Genomic DNA, 21,525 nt, shown 5'->3' with positions numbered 1-21,525 from the left:
ATAATAAGAGAAAAGAATCAGGAGGCGAGCGAGATGCGCAGTGAAGTCATGTGGCAGGATTTTTGTAGGCGTCAGGGGCTGGCGAAGGGTACTTCCTATGAGGCTTTTAGTTTCGGTGGACCGGGCAGTGCCATTGCGGACCCTTTGGCTCAGCTGGTCTTGGCGGGCAAGAAGACGGCCACCTGCTCAGCCAAATTGCTCTATGAGGTAGAGGATGAGCCTCTGCCGGAAGTTGGAAGCTATAGCGTCATTCTGGATAGCCGTAACCAGGCTCAATGTGTCATTCAGACCACGGGGGTGGTCACCATGCCCTATGAAGAAGTGACCGAAGCCTGGGCTAGAAAAGAAGGAGAGGGCGACCTTAGTCTAGAATATTGGCGCCAGGCTCACTGGTCTTTCTTTGAAGCAGAGTTTCGCTTGGTCGGTCAAGTTTTTACCCCTGAACAGGAATTGGTTTTCGAAGAGTTCCAGGTAGTCTATCGCTTGCCAGAGGAGATTTTAGGCTAATTTTGTTGGCTCAAAAATCAAGACAAAAAAAGACCAATATATCATATATGATATATTGGGAAAAATAAGGAGGATGTCAGAATGGAATTTACAAGAACAGAAAGAGGCTTTGAAGGCTATAATGCAGCAGGAGAAGTCGTAGCTGAGATTACTTATCGGCCGACAGAGGATCCCAAGGTGGTCATTGCCGACCATACATTTGTGGACGATAGTTTGCGTGGCCAGGGTGTTGCCCAAGAACTCTTGGACACCTTAGTTGCAGCTATGAAGGCTGAAGGCAAGAAGATTAAGGCAGAATGCTCTTATGTAGTAGCTAAGTTCCAACGTGACTCGCAGTATGATGCGGTCAATGCTGATAAGGACTAGTCGGATGCCAGAAGTATGGGAACTAGTCGATGTCAATAAGCAATTGACTGGCATCAGACATTTGAGGGGGCAAGAAGCCCTCATCCCACCAGGTCATTATCACCTGGTGGCGCGCGTTTTGGTAATGGATGCAAAGGGCCAGATCCTACTGACCCAGCGTAGTCATGGTAAGACCCATTATCCTAATGATTGGGAATTTGGTGCCAATGGCTCAGTTTTGGCAGGCGAAAGCTCGGAACTTGCTGCTTGTCGCGAGTTGTGGGAGGAGACAGGGATTAAGGTGTCACCTCACGACTTAGTCTGGTTGGAGGACTATCGCTATGACAATTGGTGGCTAGATATCTACGGAATTGTTTTAGCGGATTTGGCGCCCGCTCTTGTTTTGGACCCAGAGGAAAATCAGGACTGGCTTTGGCTAGCGCCGGACCAATTGGATCAATGGCAGGCCAAACTTGTGCCGGGCGACTGGGAACGTTGGCAGGCGGTTGCTAGCAAACTGCTAGAACTAAGAGAGGAGACTGACAAATGAAGATTAAACTAGGTCAGCCTTTGAGCCAGGCTACGCTAGCAGAATGGGGTTTTGAAAATGGCCAGGCACGCCATGTCTTGGCCGAAGGGGAATTTGAGCTTCGAATGACTATGTCAGACCAGGAGCTAGAACTGGTGGTCTATGATTTGGCCATGGAGGAACCCTACACCTTGTTTGAGGTAGCTAGTGCCAGTGGTGCGCTGGTAACAGCCCTACGCCAGCAGGTGGATGATATTCTCAATCGGATTTTAGGCCAGCAGATTCAAGACAATCCTCTGGTAGAAGCTTTGGTGGAGTATGTGGCGACGACTTATGAGGTGGCACCAGCTCATCCCTTTAAGCGCCACCCGGAGATAATAGGCTTTAAGGTGCCGGAGGTCGATAAGCTATTCGGTATCATTTTGCCGGTCGACTATTGCCAAATAGATAAGTCGAGTTCGCGAACTGACCAGGTGCTGGTTCTCAATCTCAAGGGCAAGCCCGAGCATATTGTAGAGCGCATCGATAATGACCGTTTTTTCCCTGCCTATCATATGAACAAGAAACACTGGTTTAGCCTACTTCTGGATGCACAGACTGATTGGGATCAACTGACCAGTTTGCTAGCAGAAAGCTATCGCTTAGTTAAGAAATAAGGACATAAGAAGGCCCTGCATGCTAGTAGGGCCTTTTGCTTTTAACAGGACTACTCAAAAAAATCGAGCAAGACGCAAAAAAAAGTCGCCATAACCCCTTGACGAAAGAGGATTTTATTGGTACATTAGTAGAGGTGTTTTTATACGAGATTCCTGAAATTCAGTCGTGCTGACTGGTATAGAAGCAACATTATTATTTTTCCATAAAAATGGCACACTTGGATGTGTGGACTAGATTAAAGCAAAGGGAGGAGGAGCTTGGATGCCAACTATTAACCAATTAGTTAATAAACCTCGTAAAACCAAAGTCGTTAAGTCAAACTCACCTGCATTAAACAAAGGGTACAACAGTTTCAAGAAGACCCAAACGGACAACAACTCTCCACAAAAACGTGGGGTATGTACTCGTGTGGGTACCATGACACCGAAGAAACCTAACTCAGCTTTACGTAAATATGCCCGTGTACGTTTGTCTAACCTGATGGAAGTGACAGCTTACATCCCAGGGATTGGTCACAACTTACAAGAACACAGCGTTGTTTTAATCCGTGGTGGTCGTGTAAAAGACTTACCAGGGGTACGTTACCACATCGTTCGTGGTGCGCTTGACACTGCTGGTGTTAACAATCGTAAACAAGGCCGTTCTAAATACGGTACCAAACGTCCTAAAGGCTAAGAGCCTCATCATTAAACATTCAGAAAGGAGGATTTTGAATGCCTCGTAAAGGTGCAATCGCAAAACGCGAAGTTTTGCCAGATCCACTCTACAATTCAAAATTAGTTACTCGCACAATTAACCGTTTAATGCTCGATGGTAAACGCGGTAAAGCTGCTACTATCTTATATGCTGCTTTCGATATCGTGCGCGAACAAACCGGTCAAGACCCAATGGAAGTTTTCGAACAAGCAATCGAAAACATCATGCCATTATTAGAAGTTAAAGCTCGCCGTGTGGGGGGTTCTAACTACCAAGTACCAGTTGAAGTACGTCCAGAACGTCGTTACACCTTAGCCATCCGTTGGTTAGTAAGCTACTCTCGCTTACGTGGTGAAAAGACCATGGAATTACGTTTAGCGCGTGAAATCATGGATGCAGCTAACAACACTGGTGCATCAGTTAAGAAACGCGAAGACATGCATAAAATGGCAGAAGCCAACAAAGCATTCGCTCATTACCGTTGGTAAGATTTCCAGTCATATCACTAGCTGTTATAAGCTAGTGGTTTTTGACTACTATGCACACTCTCAAAACAACTGAAAAGGGGTAAAACAAAAAGATGGCAAAAAGAGAATTTTCGCTAGAGAAAACTCGTAATATTGGTATCATGGCCCACATCGATGCTGGTAAAACCACCACGACTGAACGTGTCTTGTACTATACCGGCCGTATCCACAAAATTGGTGAAACCCACGAAGGGGCTTCCCAAATGGACTGGATGGAGCAAGAACAAGAACGTGGGATTACCATCACCTCTGCCGCAACTACTGCGCAATGGGCTAACCACCGGATCAACATCATCGACACACCAGGACACGTGGACTTCACTGTCGAAGTAGAACGTTCTCTCCGGGTTCTTGATGGTGCCGTTGCCTTATTGGATGCTCAGTCTGGGGTAGAACCTCAAACTGAAACCGTATGGCGTCAAGCTACCACTTACGGTGTTCCTCGTTTGGTCTTCATCAACAAGATGGACAAAATCGGTGCGGACTTCTTATACTCTGTAAGAACCTTGCACGAACGCTTACAAGCAAACGCTCATCCAGTTCAATTACCAATTGGTGCTGAAGATGAGTTCTCAGGTATCATTGACTTAGTGGAAATGAAAGCCTACAACTACACTAACGACTTAGGGACTGACATTGAAGAAATCGAAATCCCAGGTGACTTACAAGATTTAGCTGAAGAATGGCGTACTAAGTTAGTTGAAGCAGTTGCTGAAACTGACGAAGAACTCATGATGGCTTACTTGGAAGGCGAAGAAATCGACGTACCTACCTTGAAAGCAGCAATCCGTAAAGCTACAGTTGCAGCGGACTTCTACCCAGTATTCTGTGGTTCTGCCTTCAAGAACAAAGGGGTTCAATTAATGTTGGATGGGGTTATCGACTACCTTCCATCTCCATTAGATGTCCCAGCTATTAAAGGGATTGACCCTGATACTGAAGCTGAAGTAGAACGTCACGCAAGCGATGAAGAGCCATTCTCTGCTTTGGCCTTCAAAGTTATGACTGACCCATTCGTAGGTCGTTTGACCTTCTTCCGTGTCTACTCTGGTACTTTACAATCCGGTTCTTACGTTCAAAACGCTACTAAAGGCAAACGTGAACGTGTCGGTCGTATCTTACAAATGCACGCCAACCACCGTCAAGAAATTCCTGAAGTATTCTCTGGGGATATCGCTGCAGCTGTTGGTTTGAAAGACACTACTACTGGGGACACTCTCTGTGACGAGAAGCACGAAGTAATCCTCGAGTCAATGGAATTCCCAGAACCAGTTATCGAAGTAGCGATTGAGCCTAAATCAAAAGCTGACCAAGATAAGATGGGTGTAGCCTTACAAAAATTGGCTGAAGAAGACCCAACCTTCCGTGCTTACACTAACCAAGAAACTGGCGAAACAGTTATCGCAGGTATGGGTGAGTTACACTTGGATATCATCGTTGACCGTATGCGTCGTGAATTCAAGGTAGAAGCTAACGTGGGTGCACCACAAGTTTCTTACCGCGAAACCTTCCGTTCTGCAACTCAAGCAGAAGGTAAGTTCGTTCGTCAGTCTGGTGGTAAAGGTCAATACGGTCACGTATGGATCGAATTCACACCAAACGAAGAAGGTGCTGGTTTCGAATTCGAAAACGCAATCGTCGGTGGTGTGGTTCCTCGTGAATACATCCCAGCGGTTGAAGCTGGTTTGAAAGACGCTATGGAAAATGGTGTTCTCGCAGGCTTCCCAATGGTAGACATCAAAGCTAAGCTTTACGATGGTTCTTACCACGATGTCGACTCTTCTGAAACTGCCTTTAAGGTAGCGGCGTCCTTAGCACTCCGTGCAGCTGCTAAGAAAGCTAACCCAAGCATCTTGGAACCTATGATGGCAGTTGAAATTACTGTACCTGAAGAATACTTCGGGGACGTTATGGGTCACGTGAACTCTCGTCGCGGTCGCGTTGAAGGTTCTGAAGTGCGCGGTAACGCTCAAATCGTTAAAGGTATGATTCCATTGTCTGAAATGTTCGGTTACGCAACTACCTTGCGTTCTGCAACTCAAGGGCGTGGTACCTTCTCTATGACCTTCGACCACTATGAAGATGTGCCGAAGTCAATCGCAGAAGAAATCATCAAGAAATACGGCGGCAAGTCAGAAGAGTAATCTGACAGGACTTGCTTGGAGTAACGAATAAGCGTTATTCCCAAAGCCTAGAAAATGGTGCAAAATCTTGAATTTTGCCCCATTTCTAGGTATAATACTACTGATAGATTTAATTGAAATCTATAAAACAAACTCAACTATTTTTAGGAGGCAGAAATTAAAATGGCAAAACAAAAATTTGACCGTTCTAAACCACACGTAAACATTGGTACAATTGGTCACGTTGACCATGGTAAAACTACCTTATCAGCTGCAATCGCAACTGTATTAGCTAAACAAGGTTTCGGTGAAGCTCGTTCATACGACCAAATCGATAACGCTCCAGAAGAAAAAGAACGTGGGATCACAATCAACACTTCTCACATCGAGTACGAAACAGCTAACCGTCACTACGCTCACGTTGACTGCCCAGGTCACGCGGACTACGTTAAAAACATGATCACTGGTGCTGCTCAAATGGACGGCGCGATCCTCGTTGTATCTGCTGCTGACGGCCCAATGCCACAAACTCGTGAACACATCCTCTTGTCTCGTCAAGTTGGTGTTCCTTACATCGTAGTATTCTTGAACAAAGTTGACATGGTTGACGACGAAGAATTGCTCGAATTAGTTGAAATGGAAGTTCGTGACCTCTTGTCTGAATATGACTTCCCAGGTGATGACACTCCAGTTATCGCTGGTTCAGCTTTGAAAGCTTTAGAAGGCGACGCTAACTACGAAGCTAAAGTTTTAGAATTGATGGAACAAGTTGATGCTTACATTCCAGAACCAGAACGTGACACTGACAAACCATTCATGATGCCAGTCGAAGACGTATTCTCTATCACTGGTCGTGGTACCGTTGCAACTGGTCGTGTTGAACGTGGTCAAGTTCGCGTTGGTGACGAAGTTGAAATCGTTGGTATCGAAGAAGAAACTTCTAAGACTACCGTTACCGGTGTTGAAATGTTCCGTAAGTTATTGGATTACGCTGAAGCTGGGGACAACGTTGGTACCTTGTTACGTGGTGTAACTCGTGACCAAATCCAACGTGGTCAAGTATTATCTAAACCAGGTTCAATCACTCCACACACTAAGTTCGAAGCTGAAGTGTACGTATTGTCTAAAGAAGAAGGTGGTCGTCACACTCCATTCTTCTCTAACTACCGTCCACAATTCTACTTCCGTACAACTGACGTAACTGGTGTTGTTACTTTACCAGAAGGTACTGAAATGGTTATGCCAGGCGACAACGTACAAATGGTTGTTGAATTGATCCACCCAATCGCGATCGAAGAAGGGACTAAGTTCTCTATTCGTGAAGGTGGCCGTACTGTAGGTGCCGGTGTGGTATCTAAAGTCTTAGCTTAATTCTAAGCTTAATATGCCTTTCCAAAAGGGTCTCTTCGGAGGCCCTTTTTTTATATCCAAAATAATCCCCCTATGTCTGATGACATAGGGGGATTTTTATATGGAGATAAGATTTAGAGGTCGCGACGCTTGAAGGTATAGATTCCGGCGACAGTAAAGATGAGACTTAGAGCCAAAGCGAAAATAGCAGTCTTGCTAGTCATACTAAAGTTGGCTGTACTCTCATAGACAAATTCCATGACAATGGCCTTAAACCAGTCATTGTTTGGGTCAATCAATTCGCCAGGAATTTTCAAGAAGATAAAAACGGTAAAGTAGATAATAAAGACCATACTGTAGTTGCGGGTCAGGAAGAGGACAAAGCTGGTAATGCAGAACCAAGCATAGGTACAAAGACACTGAATAAAGAAGGTAATCAGAAACTTAGGCCAAAAATCTGCTGGTAGAGTCCCCATCTGGCCCCCTGACCGTAAGAATTCAATGACGTAACCTGCTGCGTAGAGAAGGAAAAATTGTAAGAGAATAAGACTAGCGATCGTCAGGGATTTAGCTAGGTAATACTGGCCACGGGTTTTGCCGGTAGTCAGATTATTATGATAGAGTTTGTTGTTAAGGTCGACTCCTAAGAGTAGAGTTGTCACCACATTACAGGCGATAAAAAGTAGGCCTATGTTATAAGACACGGCATCCATGGCGAAGAAGAAGCCGGAATTAGAAGTAGTAACTCGCGAAGTAAAAATGGCTAGCAGAATGCCCAGGACACAGAAGGCTTGAATGCCCCAAAATCCGACGGAGCGGACTAGACGGTAATAATCGGCTTTGATACTGTTAAACACGGGGATTTCCTCCTTGAACTTGAATTAAATCGGTAAAGTATCGCTCCAAATCTTTATGAGCGTAGTAAATTGCACTGATTGGAATGTCTGCTAAAACCAAGGCCTTAGCAAGTTCTGGTATCTCCTCAGCTTTGCCGATTAACTGTAATTGGTCGGTCTGATGGCTCGGTTTAAGTCTAAAACCTAGTCGTTTTTGGACAAAGTCCTTAGCTATTTGAGCCTTTTGGGACTGGAGGATAATATAATCGCCACTTTCGCGGTCGAAGTCCTCCTTGGAAAGCTCTTGGATTAGCCGACCTTGATGAATGAAGCCAAAGCGGCTAGCCACCAAATATAATTCTGACAAGATATGGCTAGAAATAATCAGGGTCATGCCTAGTTCACGGTTCAGTCGGAGGACCATGTCACGAAATTCTTGAATACCGACAGGGTCCAGACCATTTATTGGTTCGTCTAAGATGAGTAAATCAGGACGAGACAGGATAGCGATGGCAATACCCAGACGTTGTTTCATTCCCAGAGAGAAGTCCCGAAATTTTTTGGCGCCAGTTTGGCTTAAGCCGACATAGTCCAAGGTTTCCCTAATCAGATTATCTGGTTTTTTGATACCACGATCCAGGCAGTAAAAACGGAGATTGTCGTAGGCTGATAGATGTTGGTGGGCCACAGGTGTTTCAATGACAGAACCCACGTGGTGGAGGGAACTGGTCCACTCTTTAGGGGTGCGGGAGCCCAAAATGGAGATGGTGCCTTGACTTGGTGCGATTATTTGGGTAATCAACTTGATTAAGGTGCTTTTACCCGCTCCGTTTTGACCGATTAGGCCATAGATTTCTCCTTTCTTTAGCTTGAGGCTGAGCGAGTCTAAAGCAACTTGGTCGCCATAATGCTTACTAAGATTTTGAATGACTAAGATATCTTCCATGGTCTTACTCCTTTGCTTATTTCTTATCTATAGCTTATCAAGTGAATTTCAAATATCTCTCAAGCAAATCTCAAATCTTTCTAAAGTTTTTGTTGGGAACGAGCTCGTTTTCTGAAAGCGTAAATTTATACATTATTAAAGTCCCGACAAATTAAAGTTTGAATGAAAATGACCGATTTATGAATGAAAATGACCGAAAACGATTGAAAGATGACCGAAAGCGGTGTATAATCTGGGTGTGAGGTGATAAGAGTGTTAACTCAAACGCGACATCAACTAATTTTATCAGAACTAGAGCAAGCGCATGTTGTCAGCCTACAAGATTTGATGGCCAAGCTGTCAGTGTCAGAGTCCACTATACGGCGGGATTTATCTCAGCTAGAAGAAGCAGGTCGCCTAGTGCGAGTTCGCGGCGGTGCCAAACGCGTCTATCATTTGGATCGCGAATCTAGCTACAAGGAAAAGCTGGGGCGGAACAGTGGTGACAAGGCCCTTATTGCTGAGGCGGCAGCCACACAGGTGTCGGCAGGACAGGTGATTTATCTGGATGCAGGAACCACGACCTTGGCTATGATACCGCATTTGGTGGGCCAGGGCGTGACGGTGGTTACCAATGGTCTAAGTCAAGCCGACTTGCTGTGTGACTATGGCGAGTCCGTCATCTTGTTAGGTGGCCAAGTTAAGCCCAAGACGCGGGCCATTATTGGAGCGCAAGCTCAGGCTCAATTAGCACGTTATCGTTTTGACCATGTTTTTATGGGTATGAACGGGGTGGATGCTGAATGGGGCTATACGACGCCAGACCAGGAGGAGGCGGCCCTTAAGCAACAAGCCATGCAGCAGGCTAACCAAGTCTATGTTTTGGCGGATACTTCCAAGATGGGACGGGTTAGTTTCTGTCACGTGGCCAATATGGAAGAGGCGGTTCTTATCACTCATGCCTTAACAGAGGGGCAACGGGCACCTCTTGTGCAAGTCACGACAGTGAAGGAGTGTTAAATTTCGTGATTTATACGATTACCTTTAACCCTGCCGTCGATCTCGTCATTCAGGTTGACCAATGTCAGCTAGGAGAGTTGAATCGATCCAAGGGAGAGGCCTATGTTGCCGGAGGTAAGGGAATCAACGTGTCCCTTGTCTTACAGCGCTTAGGGCATGTCAACTACGCGGCCGGATTCGTAGGTGGATTTACCGGTCAATATATCAAAGACACCCTCATTCAAGAAGGTGTCAAACCACTTTTTGTTGAAGTGGATGGCATTACGCGGGTTAATGTCAAAGTCAAGTCTCAAGAAGAGACAGAAATCAATGCTGCAGGCCCCCAAGTGAGTCCAGAAAAATTTGCAGAATTATTGGCAATTTTTGAGCGAGACTTAAGCGCAGAGGATGTGGTCTTCTTAGCAGGGAATGCGGCCCCTGGGCTTGACGTCAAGGCCTATATTGCGATCGCCAAACTCTGCCAAGAGCGGGGCGCAAAATTTGTGCTGGATACCAACAAGCAACTCTTAACTGAGTGTTTGCCTTATCGGCCTTTTGTTATCAAGCCTAATCATCATGAATTAGGTGAGATTTTTGGGGTTAGCTTGAAGGATGAGGCAGAAATAATCCATTATGCCAAGAAACTTCAGGAATTAGGAGCACGTCATATTATTGTATCTCGCGGTGGTGAGGGAGCCATACTTCTAACGGAGGATGGCCAAGTCTTTAGCTCAGATATCCCTAAGGGGACAGTGGTTAACTCAGTCGGGGCAGGCGATTCTATGTTGGCAGGTTTTGTGGCCACTTACTTGGAGACAGGCGATTTTGCATGGTCCTTAAAACGCGGTGCTGCAACCGGGAGTGCGACGGCCTATTCTGTCTGGATAGCTGAACGTCAGTTAATTGATGAGCTAGTAGACCAGATTCACGTTGTTGCGCATTAGCCTAGGAAATTCAAAGGAGAAATAGAAAGTGAAATTATCAGAATTATTTGTTAAAGAGGCTATGGACCTCCAATTGAGTACAACAGATAAGCCGTCAACGCTTAAGTATTTGGCAGAGCGCTTCCACCAAGCAGGCGGTGTCTCCGACGTTGAGGCTTACGTAGCTGCTTTAGAAGCCCGCGAAGCCCAATCAACAACAGGTGTCGGCGATGAGATTGCCATTCCTCATGCCCAACATGAATCAATCAAATCAGCAGCTATCGTCTTTGGGCGTAGTGACGCAGGGATTGACTGGGAGAGCTTTGATGGCCAAGCTGCCAAATTTGTCTTCATGATTGCAGCCCCTGCAGGTGGTGGTGGCGAGCACTTGCAAGCCTTAGCTAAATTATCTTCTGTCCTCATGCAACCAGCAACTAAAGCAGCTTTAGCAGCAGCAAAAACCCCTGAAGAAGTAGTGGCAGTTTTTACCGCAGCTGAAGCAGAAGAAACAGCCCAAGCTACTGCGACTGAGCCAGCAAGTCCTGTCCAAGAAGATGTCTATGTCTTGGCCGTAACAGCTTGCCCAACTGGGATTGCCCATACTTTTATGGCAGAAGAAAAGCTCAAACAAGCTGGGAAAGCCGCAGGTATCAAGATTAAAGTCGAAACTAACGGGCAGGCCGGTGTTGGCAACCGTTTGACTGCTGACGACATCAAAAAGGCGACAGCCATTATCGTGGCAGCGGATAAGCAAGTGGAGATGGCCCGCTTTGATGGCAAACCAGTAATTGTCACTAAAGTAGCAGATGGTATCCACAAGGCTGATGAATTAGTAGCTAAAGCGGCAAAAGCAGAGGCGCCAATCTACCACGCAGCAGAAGGCGCTGGTGCAGCAGATCTTGAAGTCGGTAAAGAATCCATTGGTCGTCAATTCTACAAGCACTTAATGAACGGGGTTTCTCATATGTTACCGTTTGTGGTATCTGGTGGGATTTTAATCGCCTTGTCCTTCTTCTGGGGGATTAATTCCTTCAACCCTGAAGATGCTAGCTATAACCAAGTAGCACAATTCCTTTTTGTAACAGGTAAATTAGCCTTCGCCATGATGTTACCAATGTTGGCTGGTTTTATTGGTCATTCTATTGCTGACCGTCCTGGTTTAGTTGTTGGTTTTATGGGTGGGATTTTAGCTAATCCATCTGTCTTGTCTGACTTTGGAGCGGTAGGTCTCTTTGAGAAAAGCATTCCGTCAGGTTTCTTAGGCGCCTTAGTAGCCGGCTTCTTGGCTGGTGGGATTATCTATGTCCTCCGCCTAGCCTTTGCTTGGTTACCAAAATCACTTGAAGGGTTGAAACCAATCTTCCTCTTCCCAGTTTTTGGGGTTCTGATTATGTCCTTCCTCATGCTCTTCGTTGTGAATGGCCCAATGGGGGCTGTCATGCAAGGCTTGAAAGACTACCTCAACGGTATGAGCACAGGTTCAGCCTTAGTCTTAGGTTTCTTAGTCGGTGCCATGATGTCAATTGATATGGGTGGTCCAATTAACAAGGCCGCTTACGTTACAGGGACTGCCTTAGTGACACAATCAGCAGGCGCAGGTTCAAACGTTATGGCAGCCGTTATGGTTGGTGGGATGGTGCCGCCATTGGCGATTGCCTTGGCAGCAACCCTCAACAAAAACCTCTGGCCAGAAGAAGAACGTAACTCAGCCCTAGTTAACTATGTCATGGGTGCAGCCTTCATCACGGAAGGGGCTATTCCATTTGCTGCAGCCAACCCATTGAAGGTTATTCCACCATTGGCAGTTTCTGCCGGTGTAGCGGGTGCCTTAAGCATGCTCTTTGGTATCGTCAGCAAGGTGCCACACGGCGGGGTCTTCGCTATGTTAGCGGGTGGTGTAACGAATCCATTGCTCTATTTAGCGATTTGGGTGGGTGCCAGCTTCTTAGGGGCCTTCCTCTTAAGCTTGACCTTACGCAACAATAATAAAAAATAAACCAAAAGAAGCCAAGACTGCGGTCTTGGCTTCTTTTTTATGGTTTCATTAAGCCTAAAAAAGCACCTGGCAAGGAGCCAGGTGCGGATAATCGATTTGATAAGGAGATTAGTTTTCTTCTAAGCGAGCAAAACCATCGGCAGTAACTGCTTTAAGGGTGCTTGCAGAAGCATTCATCTTGTCCAACTCAGAGTCGTTAAGTGGGATTTCAATGACAGAAACAACCCCTTCGCGACCCAAGATAGCTGGAGCCCCGATGTAGAGGTCTGATTGACCATACTCACCGTCTAAGTAAACAGAGAGAGGGAAGATTGCCTTTTCATCGTCTAAGATAGCACGACAGATACGAGCTAAGGTAACTGCAATCCCGTAGTAGGTTGCGCCTTTTTTAGAGATGATTTCGTAAGCTGCGTCACGAACTTTGAAGAACATTTCAACTAAGGCTTGTTCGTCAGTGTCTGGGTGATTTTTGACCCATTCATAGATAGTCAAGCCACCCACGTTAGCGTGAGACCAAACAGGGAACTCAGTATCCCCGTGTTCACCTAAGATATAACCGTGAACGTTACGCGCATCGACACCAATAAGTTGTGCGATTTCTTGACGGAAACGAGCGGTGTCTAAGGTAGTCCCAGAACCAATAACGCGTTCTTTAGGGAAGCCAGAGAACTTCCAAGTTGCATAAGTTAAGATATCCACTGGGTTGGCAGCAACCAAGAAAATACCGTTAAAACCAGAGTCTACGATTTGTTTAATAACTGATTTGTAGATGCTTAAGTTTTTGTGAACGAGATCCAAGCGGGTTTCACCTGGTTTTTGTGCTGCGCCAGCTGTTAATACGACGATATCTGCGTCACCGCAGTCGCTGTATTCAGCAGAGTAAATCTTCTTAGGTGAAGTGAAGGCCAAGGCGTGAGAGAGGTCTAAGGCGTCCCCGACTGTTTTGTCCTTGTTGATATCAATGATGCCGAGTTCACGGCCGATGTTTTGGTTAACGAGAGAGAAAGCAAAGCTAGATCCGACTGCGCCATCACCGACTAAAATAATCTTGTTCTTTGGTTGTTTCATAGTGAATATCTCCTTTCTATCACTTGGCTATATTATACCACTCTTTTTAAAAATGTGAAGAGGAAATTTTTTGAGTAGTACAGTTTATTGTTAAAAGTAATACAGACTGCTTCGTGAATCTTTCTGTTAGTGACATGCTCCAAACATGTGTTATAATAGAAAATGCAGAGGAGGGAGCAGGATGAAGTTAATCGTTGGATTAGGGAACCCTGGCGATAAGTATCAAGGGACGCGCCATAATGTGGGTTTTGATGTCATTGATGCTTTGGCGCGTCAAGAAGGTTTGAAATTGACCGACCAAAAATTTCGTGCCGATTATACTATTTGGCGAGTGGGAGACGAAAAGGTGCTCTTGGTCAAGCCCTATACCTTTATGAACCTATCGGGTGAAGCTGTCTTGCCTCTTATGTCCTATTATAATATTAGCCCTGACGAGCTTGTGGTGGTTTATGATGACTTGGATTTGGAGCCTGGCAAGTTGCGTCTACGCCAGTCAGGTAGTGCGGGTGGCCACAATGGGGTGAAGAGCATTATCGAAATGCTAGGGACCCAAGATTTTAAGCGGGTCAAGATTGGCATTGGCCGCCCTCAATATGGACGCAAGGTTGTGGACCATGTTCTACAACGTTTCGATACAGATGACCGTCCCTTAATAGAACAGAAAATTGACCAGACAACCGACTTGTTGAGGGCCTGGGCTAAGGGCGAAACTTTCGTTCAATTAATGAACCAATATAACTAAAAGACACGATAAACCTTAAGATAGGTTGCGACTCTCCCAGGGGTGGGTAGACGTTGCAGCCTCTTGTGGCGTTAGCTGACTCAAATCTCTGAGCCAGTTTTACTAGAGAGAAAGTAGGAAAAATATGGAATTTGCGCAAGAAGCTTTTCAGTCGGCAATAAAGGCCATTAATCAGACAGGGCCGGGTAGCTTACCCCAGTTGGTAACTGGAATTGATGATAGTGCTCGTGCCGTCATGCTGGCTCAGCTTTTCCAAGCTCGCCCTCGGCCACTCTTGATTGTGGAGCCCATTGCTAGCAAGTTGGGACAGTTAGTAGATGATTTAACACAGCTTCTGCCCCAGGTGTCCGTACAGGCTTTTGTAGTGGAGGAGGCTCTGGCCATTGAATTTGCCTTTGCTTCGGAGGATCAGATGCGGGACCGGATTCAGATCCTTAACCAACTAGCTCACGGCGAGCCCTGTATTGTAGTTACTAATGTAGCCGGTTTACGAAAACAATTGACTCACCCTAATCAATGGCGTCAAGCTCAACATACTCTTGAACTTGGAGATAACTGGGAACGACGCCAGCTAGAAAGTGTCTTGACCGCTTGGGGTTATCATCGGGCTAGCTTGGTAGAACAACCGGGTGAGTTTAGCGTACGCGGGAGTATCATTGACTTCTTCCCAGTATCTGCCGAATATCCGATTCGTTTGGATTTCTTTGATACCGAGCTGGATTCTATTCGGGCCTTTAATGCTGAGACCCAGTCCTCGATTGAAAATCTAGACTCTGTCCAAATCCTGCCAGCTCAAGATGTCTTATTTGGTCTAGAAGCACAACAAGCTCTCTTGCCACGTTTAGAGGATATGAAGGCGCGCGCCCTGAAGAAAGTGAAGGATCAAGAATTAAGAGAGGCCATGGAAGCGGGTCTCAGCAATCAGTTTGATCAGTTGCGCCATGGCGAGCCTCTCAAGTATCCGCATGCCTATCTGAGCTTGGCTCAGGATGACCAAGTGGTGACGCTCCTTGATTATTTAGGAGAGCAAGGGCTTTTAGTTCTGACTGAATTTGATAAGCTACAACAACAGGCCCTCCACCTAGTTGAGGAAGATCAGTTTTGGATTGAACAGGAGACTCAGAAAGGTCTGCTGCTACCTGGATTGGCAGTTAAAGCAGATTTTCAATCCTGTGTGCGAGCTTACTCAGGTGCCTTGCTCTATCTGTCGGTCATGCATCGAGGGTTGGGACATCAGTCTTTAGGAGCTGTGCATTCCTTCCAGTATCGCACCCTCAACCCTTTCTTTAACCAAATGCCTCTCGTCAAAACGGAGATGGATCACTGGCTGAAACAAGGCTATACCATTCAAGTAGCTGTAGGGAGTTTGGAACAAGCGCGGAAGGTTGAAGCGCTTTTCGAGGAATTTCAAATCGGTCCTAGCGTAGTGACAGAAGACCAAGCCCAAGCCAAGGTTATCAATATCGGAGTAGGAGCTCTATCAAATGGTTTTGAACTACCTGTCTTAAAGTGGGTAGTGGTAACTGAAAAAGAACTCTTCAATAAATTGAAAAAGCGTCAGGCACGCCAATCTCGCACTAAGCTAACCAATGCTGAACGGATTAAGAGTTACTCAGAATTAGAAGTCGGTGACTATGTGGTTCATGTTCACCATGGGATAGGGCAATTCCGTGGTATGGACACCATCGAAATGAATGGCATCCACAAGGATCTCTTGTCGGTTGTATATCAAGATGACTCACGCATTCTGATTCCAGTCGACCAAATTCATCTGTTACAAAAGTACGTCGCCTCAGAAGCCAAGACCCCTAAGCTTAACAAGCTAGGGGGCACTGAGTGGGCTAAGACTAAGCGCAAGGTAGCGGCTAAAATAGAAGACATTGCGGATGAATTAATCGCCCTCTACGCTAAGCGAGAGCGAGAAGTTGGGTATGCTTTTGGGCCTGATACACCAGAGCAGAGTGAGTTCGAGTCGGCTTTTGCTTATGTAGAAACAGAAGACCAACTCCGGTCCGCAATGGAAATCAAGGCAGATATGGAAAAAAGCAAGCCAATGGACCGCTTGCTAGTCGGTGACGTAGGTTACGGCAAGACCGAAGTAGCCATGCGGGCCATTTTCAAGGCAGTCATGGACGGCAAGCAAGTGGCCTTCCTGGTCCCTACTACGATTTTAGCTCAGCAACACTATAATTCTTTGGTTCAGCGTTTTGCTGATTATCCTTTTGAAATTCGGCTGATGAGTCGCTTTGTATCTAAAAAGCAACAAGACCAGACCATTGATGACTTGCTTACGGGGGCCGTGAATATTGTGGTAGGAACTCATCGCTTAGTCTCAAAAGATGTCCAGTTCCAAGACCTAGGCCTATTGATTGTCGATGAGGAGCAACGTTTTGGGGTCAAACACAAGGAGCGGCTCAAGCAACTCAAGTCACAGGTTGATGTCTTGACTTTGACGGCGACTCCAATTCCCCGTACCTTGCATATGTCGATGATTGGTGTTCGCGACTTGTCCTTGATTGAGACGCCACCCAACAACCGGTTCCCTGTTCAGACCTATGTCATGGAGCGCAATGATGGAGCGATTAAGTCAGGTATTGAGCGCGAACTAGCGCGAGAAGGTCAGGTCTTCTATCTCTATAATCGGGTGGCGACTATTGAGCGCCGGGCCATGGAGATCCAGGCTTTGGTACCAGAGGCTAGGGTAGCTTATGCCCACGGTCAGATGTCGGAGGTGGAACTAGAGACGGTGCTGGTGGACTTTATCCAAGGGGCTTATGATGTCTTGGTGACTACCACCATTATTGAGACGGGGGTCGACATTCCTAATGTTAATACCCTTTTTGTCGAAGATGCCGACCATATGGGCTTATCCACGCTCTACCAATTACGTGGTCGGGTAGGGCGAACCAATCGCGTGGCCTATGCTTATTTGATGTATGAGCCATTTAAGTCACTCAGTGAGGTCAGTGAGAAACGATTGCAGGCCGTCCGTGAATTTACAGAGTTGGGATCAGGCTTTAAGATTGCCATGCGCGACCTATCGATTCGAGGAGCAGGTAATCTGCTAGGTAAGCAACAATCTGGCTTTATTGATTCTGTCGGTTTCGACCTTTATTCCCAAATGCTCAAAGAAGCTGTTGACATTAAGCGGGGCAAGAAGGTTGGACAGATAGCAAGTCAAGCTAGCAACCAGATTGAATGGCATCTCTTAATCGACGCCTATATTCCAGCCAGCTATATTGCCGATGAACGGCAAAAAATTTCGGTCTATAAGCAAATTCAACAAATTGATTCAGAAGAGGCCTATCGCAATCTGCAAGATCAGTTGATTGACCGCTATGGTGAATTTCCGGATGAAGTGGCGGATTTATTGGAAATTGCCTTGATTAAACATTATGGGCTCGAAGCTGGCATTGTTAAAATTCAGCAGACTCCACGTCATGTCAAGATCAGCTTCAATCAGGTGGCCTCAGAACAATTACGAGGCGCTAAGCTTTTTGAAGCCTTGGCTGGTATTTCCCAGAAATCCACCGTGTCTCAAGAGGGTTCGCGGCAGGTGATTAGCTTGGATATCCTAGAACAGCCATCCTATGTTTGGTTAGGAGCCCTTAAGCAATTAGCTCGTCAGGTAGCCAGCCTCTTGTCAGACGACACTAGTAAGAATAAGGAGAAGTAAGATGAGATTAGATAAGTATTTAAAGGTTTCCCGTTTGATTAAGCGTCGGACCATTGCCAAAGAAGTGGCGGACCAAGGTCGTATTACGCTCAATGGCCAAGTAGCTAAATCTAGCTCTGCTGTGAAGGTAGGCGATGAGTTGGTGATTCGCTTTGGTAACCGACTATTAACTGTACGAGTGACCGACCTCAAAGAAAACACCAAGAAAGAAGAAGCAAGTAATCTCTACGAAATTTTGGGCGAAGAACGTCTTAATAATGAAGTTCGTCAAGTAGACGAGTTTCTAGCTTAAAATAGGGCTTGGCTAGGGCCTCAGCTATGCTGACTCAAGCCAAGCTCGCAAAAAAACTTGGAAAAACGACAAGTTTGAATGGAAATTAGGCGCGAATATTGATATACTCAAACTAGGTTTATCATGGAGGTGAAAAGAATGAATTATAGATTAGATCCACAGGAATCTGTTCAGACTTCCTCACCCCGACAGACAAAGCAACCGCACTCTCACGGACGACGCCTGATATTTCATGTCATTCTGATTGGAGCCCTTGCTTTCGCAGGGATTCCATTATGGCGGGCCTATCAAGACCAAGTGGCAGCCGAGCAAGCCCATCAAGAGGCCAAGGCGGACCAGGAGCAAGCCGTTAAAGAGAACCGTGAAGTTTTCCAAGCAACTCAGCAAATGAAGGATCCAGCCTATCTAGAGGATGTGGCGCGACGTGATTATTACTACACCAAGCCAGGTGAGATTATTTTCGAGTTAGGATCTTCGCATCAGGAAGACACCAAGCATCCTTAAGGGATGAGAGTTACTGAATAGAATATAAGGATGAAAGAACTTAAGGGAGGATAAGACATCATATGTCAATCGAAGTAGGGCAAAAAATCACAGGGAAAGTCACAGGGATTACACACTTTGGGGCTTTTATTAGCTTGCCAGATAATAAAACAGGTTTAGTTCACATTAGTGAGGTTTCAGACGGTTATGTCAAGGAGATTAGCTCCGTCTTAACAGTCGGCCAAGAAGTTGCAGTGAAGGTCTTGTCCATCGCTGACGACGGTAAGATTAGCCTGTCTATTCGTCAAGCCAGTGATCGACCTGCAGAGGCACCTGCACGACCTAAACGTGAACGTCAAGAAGGCGCTGCACCACATAATCAACGTGCCCCACGCTTCAAGAGTCGTCAAGATGAGGGTGGGAATCGCCCTAACTTCAACAATGCGGGAAATAATAACAGCCGTAAGTTGGATGATTTTGACCAATTAATGAGTAACTTCCTAAAGGACAGTGAAGATCGTCTGTCCTCATTAAGACGTAACACCGAAGGCAAACGCGGCGGTCGTGGCGGCCGACGTAGCTAGGGATGTCTTGCTTACGCGCGATGGCTTTCTTGTAGTGCGCTAATACAGGATATAAGAGCAGCCTTTTAGGCTGCTTTTTGTATCTAAAGGAGAATCTAGATGGAAAAATTAATGCGGGAAGTCAAGGCTCAACTAGAGTCATGGCCAGCTTGGCTAGAGGCTAAGACAGTGGTCTTAGCTGTATCCGGCGGGGTTGATTCCATGGTCATGCTTAGATTGATGCATGAATTGAATCAGTTACGTCAATATGCTCATCTGCAGTTGGTAGTTGCCCACTTTAATCACAAACTACGACCAGAATCAGACAATGAGGCTGTCGCTATCAAGGAAATTGTGGCAGAGTATGGCTGTGTTTATTTTGCGACAGAGTGGGGCCAACCGGCTACCACTAATGTGGAAGCTCAGGCGCGCGAGGCCCGTTATCAGTTTTTCGCAGAGGTCATTCGAACAACTGAAGCGGATATTTTGATGACCGCACACCATCTTAATGATGTGGCCGAGACCTTCTTGATGCGGATGACACGAGGCACTTCCATTCGGGGCTTACAAGGGATTCGGGGATGTTATCAGCGCCTGATGAGTGACCCAAGTGGTCATACTGTCATGCCAACCATAATGAGGCCCTTTATTGGGGTGACCAAGGCGGAACTAGAGGCTTATGCTGAGAAGTTTAATGTGACTTATTTTGAAGATGCTTCTAACTACATGGATCACTTTGTACGCAATCGATTCCGTCATACCTATATCCCACAACTGATGCAGGAGAATCCTCAGTTACTACAAAATCTCTTGACCATTCAGCAACAGATTCAAGATTCCTACACCGTTCAATATGCGGATTATCTGAATCTTGAGCCTCAGCTGCTCATGTATTCAACTAATCATTACTGGTTGCTCTATATTCCAGCCTTTCTGGCTTTGCCCGAGGCAAAATTCAATATGTACCTGCGAATTTTCTTTGAGGAACGCCTAATCGAAGATGTACCCGCTTATAATCGTGATTTAGTAGGTCAATTGCAGCAGATGATGCGTAACCGTCGTGACCCCAATCAACGTTTGCAGTTAGGACATGGTTGGGTGGCGGTCAAACGTTATGATTATGTCCAAATACTACCAGAAGAGGCGGACCCTAAAGCCTATTTTGGCCAACGTTTAGTTTTAAGTCGACTTAATCACTGGTATGCTCTAGATGGTGGCGCAGAAGCTGGGATTTTTGCAGCTCATCAGGTATCGCCGGAAATGCGTGAAGCGGCTGCTGGTTGGACAGGTCTGCACCTGAGCCAAGCCCAAGAGACGACGCCCCTGAATTTCCAGCTAAGGCAGCGTCAAGACGGCGATCAAGTAGCTCTGACCGATGAATTAGGGCAAGTCTACCACAAGAAGGTGGGGCGGATTTTGATGGATTTGAAGTTGCCTAGCGATGAGCGGGATCAAATCAAAGTTCTAGTAGACGATACAGGCGAGATTGTTTGGTTGGGACCAGTTGGTAATTCCCCATTGTCTCGCGGGCCACAAACTGATAAAATAACTCATATATTCCTTTATCGGAAGACACGGCAGTAAGACACTAGTCAAAAAGGAGAAAAAGTGCAATGTTAGAGAAAGATATTTTAAAAGTATTGGTAACGCAAGAAGAAATTGCAGAAGCAGTGGCACGTCTGGGCAAAACCTTAACGGAGGACTACAAAGATAAAGAAGTAGTTGTCGTTGGGATTCTGCGAGGGGCAGCAATCTTTATGGCCGACATTATTCGTGCTATGGACTGCTACTTAACGATTGATTTCATGGATGTATCGAGTTATGGCGAAGCCTTCCAATCATCGGGTGAAGTCAAGATTGTCAAGGACTTAGACACTCGCGTTGAAGGTAAGGATATCCTGATTGTGGAAGATATTATCGATACCGGCCAAACCCTTAAGTATCTTGTAGACTTACTCCACTACCGTAAGGCTAATTCCGTTAAAGTATGTACCCTCTTGGATAAGAAAGAGCGCCGTGTAAACAATATGGAGGCAGACTATGTGGGCTTAGATATCCCCAATGAGTTTGTGGTGGGATATGGTTTAGACTATAAACAAGAGTACCGTAACCTTCCTTATATCGGTGTCTTATCACCTGCTGTTTACGAAAGCAAATAGGCCATGTGCCAGACCCTAGACTGTGATCTAGGGTCTTTTGTCGAAAATAAACCTTAAATATTGGTAAAGCCCAGCCTTACAGGGGCCTTCCATTAGGACCTAATGGCAAAATATGATAAAATACAAGAA

At 45.9% G+C, this 21,525-nt stretch carries 21 protein-coding genes; 18 read left to right on the top strand and 3 right to left on the bottom strand.

What is annotated here, in order from left to right; genetic code table 11:
• Positions 1-33: 33 nt before the first annotated feature.
• From ACO53F_RS06665 to tuf, 8 genes are all read left to right on the top strand, one after another.
• Positions 34-507 (top strand): ASCH domain-containing protein, encoded by a 474-nt coding sequence (locus ACO53F_RS06665; protein WP_485137819.1) that lies wholly within the window; start codon positions 34-36, stop codon positions 505-507.
• A gap of 81 nt (positions 508-588) precedes the next feature.
• The gene (locus ACO53F_RS06660) at positions 589-873 is read left to right on the top strand and encodes a GNAT family N-acetyltransferase (RefSeq protein ID WP_485137818.1); all 285 of its coding nucleotides are present in this window, start codon (positions 589-591) and stop codon (positions 871-873) included.
• 4 nt (positions 874-877) lie between these two features.
• Positions 878-1,402: an NUDIX hydrolase gene (locus ACO53F_RS06655; protein WP_485137817.1), complete on the top strand. Its 525-nt coding sequence runs from the start codon at positions 878-880 to the stop codon at positions 1,400-1,402.
• On the top strand, positions 1,399-2,037 hold the full coding sequence (locus ACO53F_RS06650) for an MmcQ/YjbR family DNA-binding protein (RefSeq protein WP_485137816.1): 639 nt from the start codon (positions 1,399-1,401) through the stop codon (positions 2,035-2,037). The genes ACO53F_RS06655 and ACO53F_RS06650 overlap by 4 nt, the downstream gene beginning before the upstream one ends.
• A 262-nt stretch (positions 2,038-2,299) precedes the next feature.
• Positions 2,300-2,713 (top strand): 30S ribosomal protein S12, encoded by a 414-nt coding sequence (rpsL, locus tag ACO53F_RS06645; protein ID WP_298078445.1) that lies wholly within the window; start codon positions 2,300-2,302, stop codon positions 2,711-2,713.
• Positions 2,714-2,751: 38 nt separating this feature from the next.
• On the top strand, positions 2,752-3,222 hold the full coding sequence (gene rpsG, locus ACO53F_RS06640) for a 30S ribosomal protein S7 (protein ID WP_023392495.1): 471 nt from the start codon (positions 2,752-2,754) through the stop codon (positions 3,220-3,222).
• Positions 3,223-3,314: 92 nt separating this feature from the next.
• Positions 3,315-5,405, top strand: coding sequence for an elongation factor G (gene fusA / locus ACO53F_RS06635; protein ID WP_485137815.1), 2,091 nt, complete (start codon positions 3,315-3,317; stop codon positions 5,403-5,405).
• Positions 5,406-5,567: 162 nt separating this feature from the next.
• The gene (tuf, locus tag ACO53F_RS06630; RefSeq protein WP_070756672.1) at positions 5,568-6,755 is read left to right on the top strand and encodes an elongation factor Tu; all 1,188 of its coding nucleotides are present in this window, start codon (positions 5,568-5,570) and stop codon (positions 6,753-6,755) included.
• 113 nt (positions 6,756-6,868) lie between these two features.
• Here the strand turns inward: tuf and ACO53F_RS06625 are convergent, their stop codons facing one another.
• Positions 6,869-7,591, bottom strand: coding sequence for a lantibiotic ABC transporter permease (locus tag ACO53F_RS06625; RefSeq protein ID WP_485137814.1), 723 nt, complete (start codon positions 7,589-7,591; stop codon positions 6,869-6,871).
• On the bottom strand, positions 7,584-8,516 hold the full coding sequence (locus tag ACO53F_RS06620; RefSeq protein WP_485137813.1) for an ABC transporter ATP-binding protein: 933 nt from the start codon (positions 8,514-8,516) through the stop codon (positions 7,584-7,586). The genes ACO53F_RS06625 and ACO53F_RS06620 overlap by 8 nt, the downstream gene beginning before the upstream one ends.
• A 252-nt stretch (positions 8,517-8,768) precedes the next feature.
• Here ACO53F_RS06620 and ACO53F_RS06615 point away from each other — a divergent pair, with 252 nt between their 5' ends.
• Genes ACO53F_RS06615 through ACO53F_RS06605 form a run of 3 tightly spaced genes read left to right on the top strand, consistent with a single transcriptional unit; the run spans position 8,769 to position 12,413 of the window.
• A complete protein-coding gene (locus ACO53F_RS06615) occupies positions 8,769-9,515 on the top strand; it encodes a DeoR/GlpR family DNA-binding transcription regulator (protein ID WP_485137812.1) in 747 nt (248 codons plus the stop codon).
• 5 nt (positions 9,516-9,520) lie between these two features.
• Positions 9,521-10,438, top strand: coding sequence for a 1-phosphofructokinase (gene pfkB, locus ACO53F_RS06610; RefSeq protein ID WP_485137811.1), 918 nt, complete (start codon positions 9,521-9,523; stop codon positions 10,436-10,438).
• 28 nt (positions 10,439-10,466) lie between these two features.
• Positions 10,467-12,413, top strand: a complete 1,947-nt coding sequence (locus ACO53F_RS06605) for a PTS fructose transporter subunit IIABC (protein ID WP_485137810.1) — start codon at positions 10,467-10,469, stop codon at positions 12,411-12,413.
• A gap of 108 nt (positions 12,414-12,521) precedes the next feature.
• On the opposite strand, the gene ACO53F_RS06600 is transcribed toward ACO53F_RS06605, so the two are convergent.
• Positions 12,522-13,481, bottom strand: a complete 960-nt coding sequence (locus tag ACO53F_RS06600) for an L-lactate dehydrogenase (RefSeq protein ID WP_268443400.1) — start codon at positions 13,479-13,481, stop codon at positions 12,522-12,524.
• A gap of 181 nt (positions 13,482-13,662) precedes the next feature.
• Between ACO53F_RS06600 and pth the strand changes: the two genes are divergently transcribed.
• From pth to hpt, 7 genes are all read left to right on the top strand, one after another.
• Positions 13,663-14,223: an aminoacyl-tRNA hydrolase gene (gene pth / locus ACO53F_RS06595; protein WP_485137809.1), complete on the top strand. Its 561-nt coding sequence runs from the start codon at positions 13,663-13,665 to the stop codon at positions 14,221-14,223.
• A gap of 124 nt (positions 14,224-14,347) precedes the next feature.
• A complete protein-coding gene (mfd, locus tag ACO53F_RS06590; RefSeq protein ID WP_485137808.1) occupies positions 14,348-17,899 on the top strand; it encodes a transcription-repair coupling factor in 3,552 nt (1,183 codons plus the stop codon).
• Position 17,900: 1 nt separating this feature from the next.
• Positions 17,901-18,191 (top strand): RNA-binding S4 domain-containing protein, encoded by a 291-nt coding sequence (locus ACO53F_RS06585; protein WP_070756651.1) that lies wholly within the window; start codon positions 17,901-17,903, stop codon positions 18,189-18,191.
• A gap of 138 nt (positions 18,192-18,329) precedes the next feature.
• A complete protein-coding gene (locus ACO53F_RS06580; protein WP_485137807.1) occupies positions 18,330-18,695 on the top strand; it encodes an FtsB family cell division protein in 366 nt (121 codons plus the stop codon).
• Between the two features lie 62 nt (positions 18,696-18,757).
• A complete protein-coding gene (locus ACO53F_RS06575; RefSeq protein WP_070756646.1) occupies positions 18,758-19,258 on the top strand; it encodes a S1 domain-containing RNA-binding protein in 501 nt (166 codons plus the stop codon).
• A 99-nt stretch (positions 19,259-19,357) separates the two neighbouring features.
• On the top strand, positions 19,358-20,821 hold the full coding sequence (gene tilS / locus ACO53F_RS06570; protein WP_485137806.1) for a tRNA lysidine(34) synthetase TilS: 1,464 nt from the start codon (positions 19,358-19,360) through the stop codon (positions 20,819-20,821).
• Between the two features lie 29 nt (positions 20,822-20,850).
• Complete coding sequence (gene hpt / locus ACO53F_RS06565; RefSeq protein ID WP_485136005.1) at positions 20,851-21,396, top strand: hypoxanthine phosphoribosyltransferase; 546 nt, start codon at positions 20,851-20,853, stop codon at positions 21,394-21,396.
• The last annotated feature ends 129 nt before the right edge of the window (positions 21,397-21,525 follow it).

It is taken from the genome of Abiotrophia sp. (assembly GCF_057275535.1).
The sequence above is the reverse complement of the archived record's forward strand: the minus strand, read 5'-3'. Positions and strand labels throughout refer to the sequence as shown.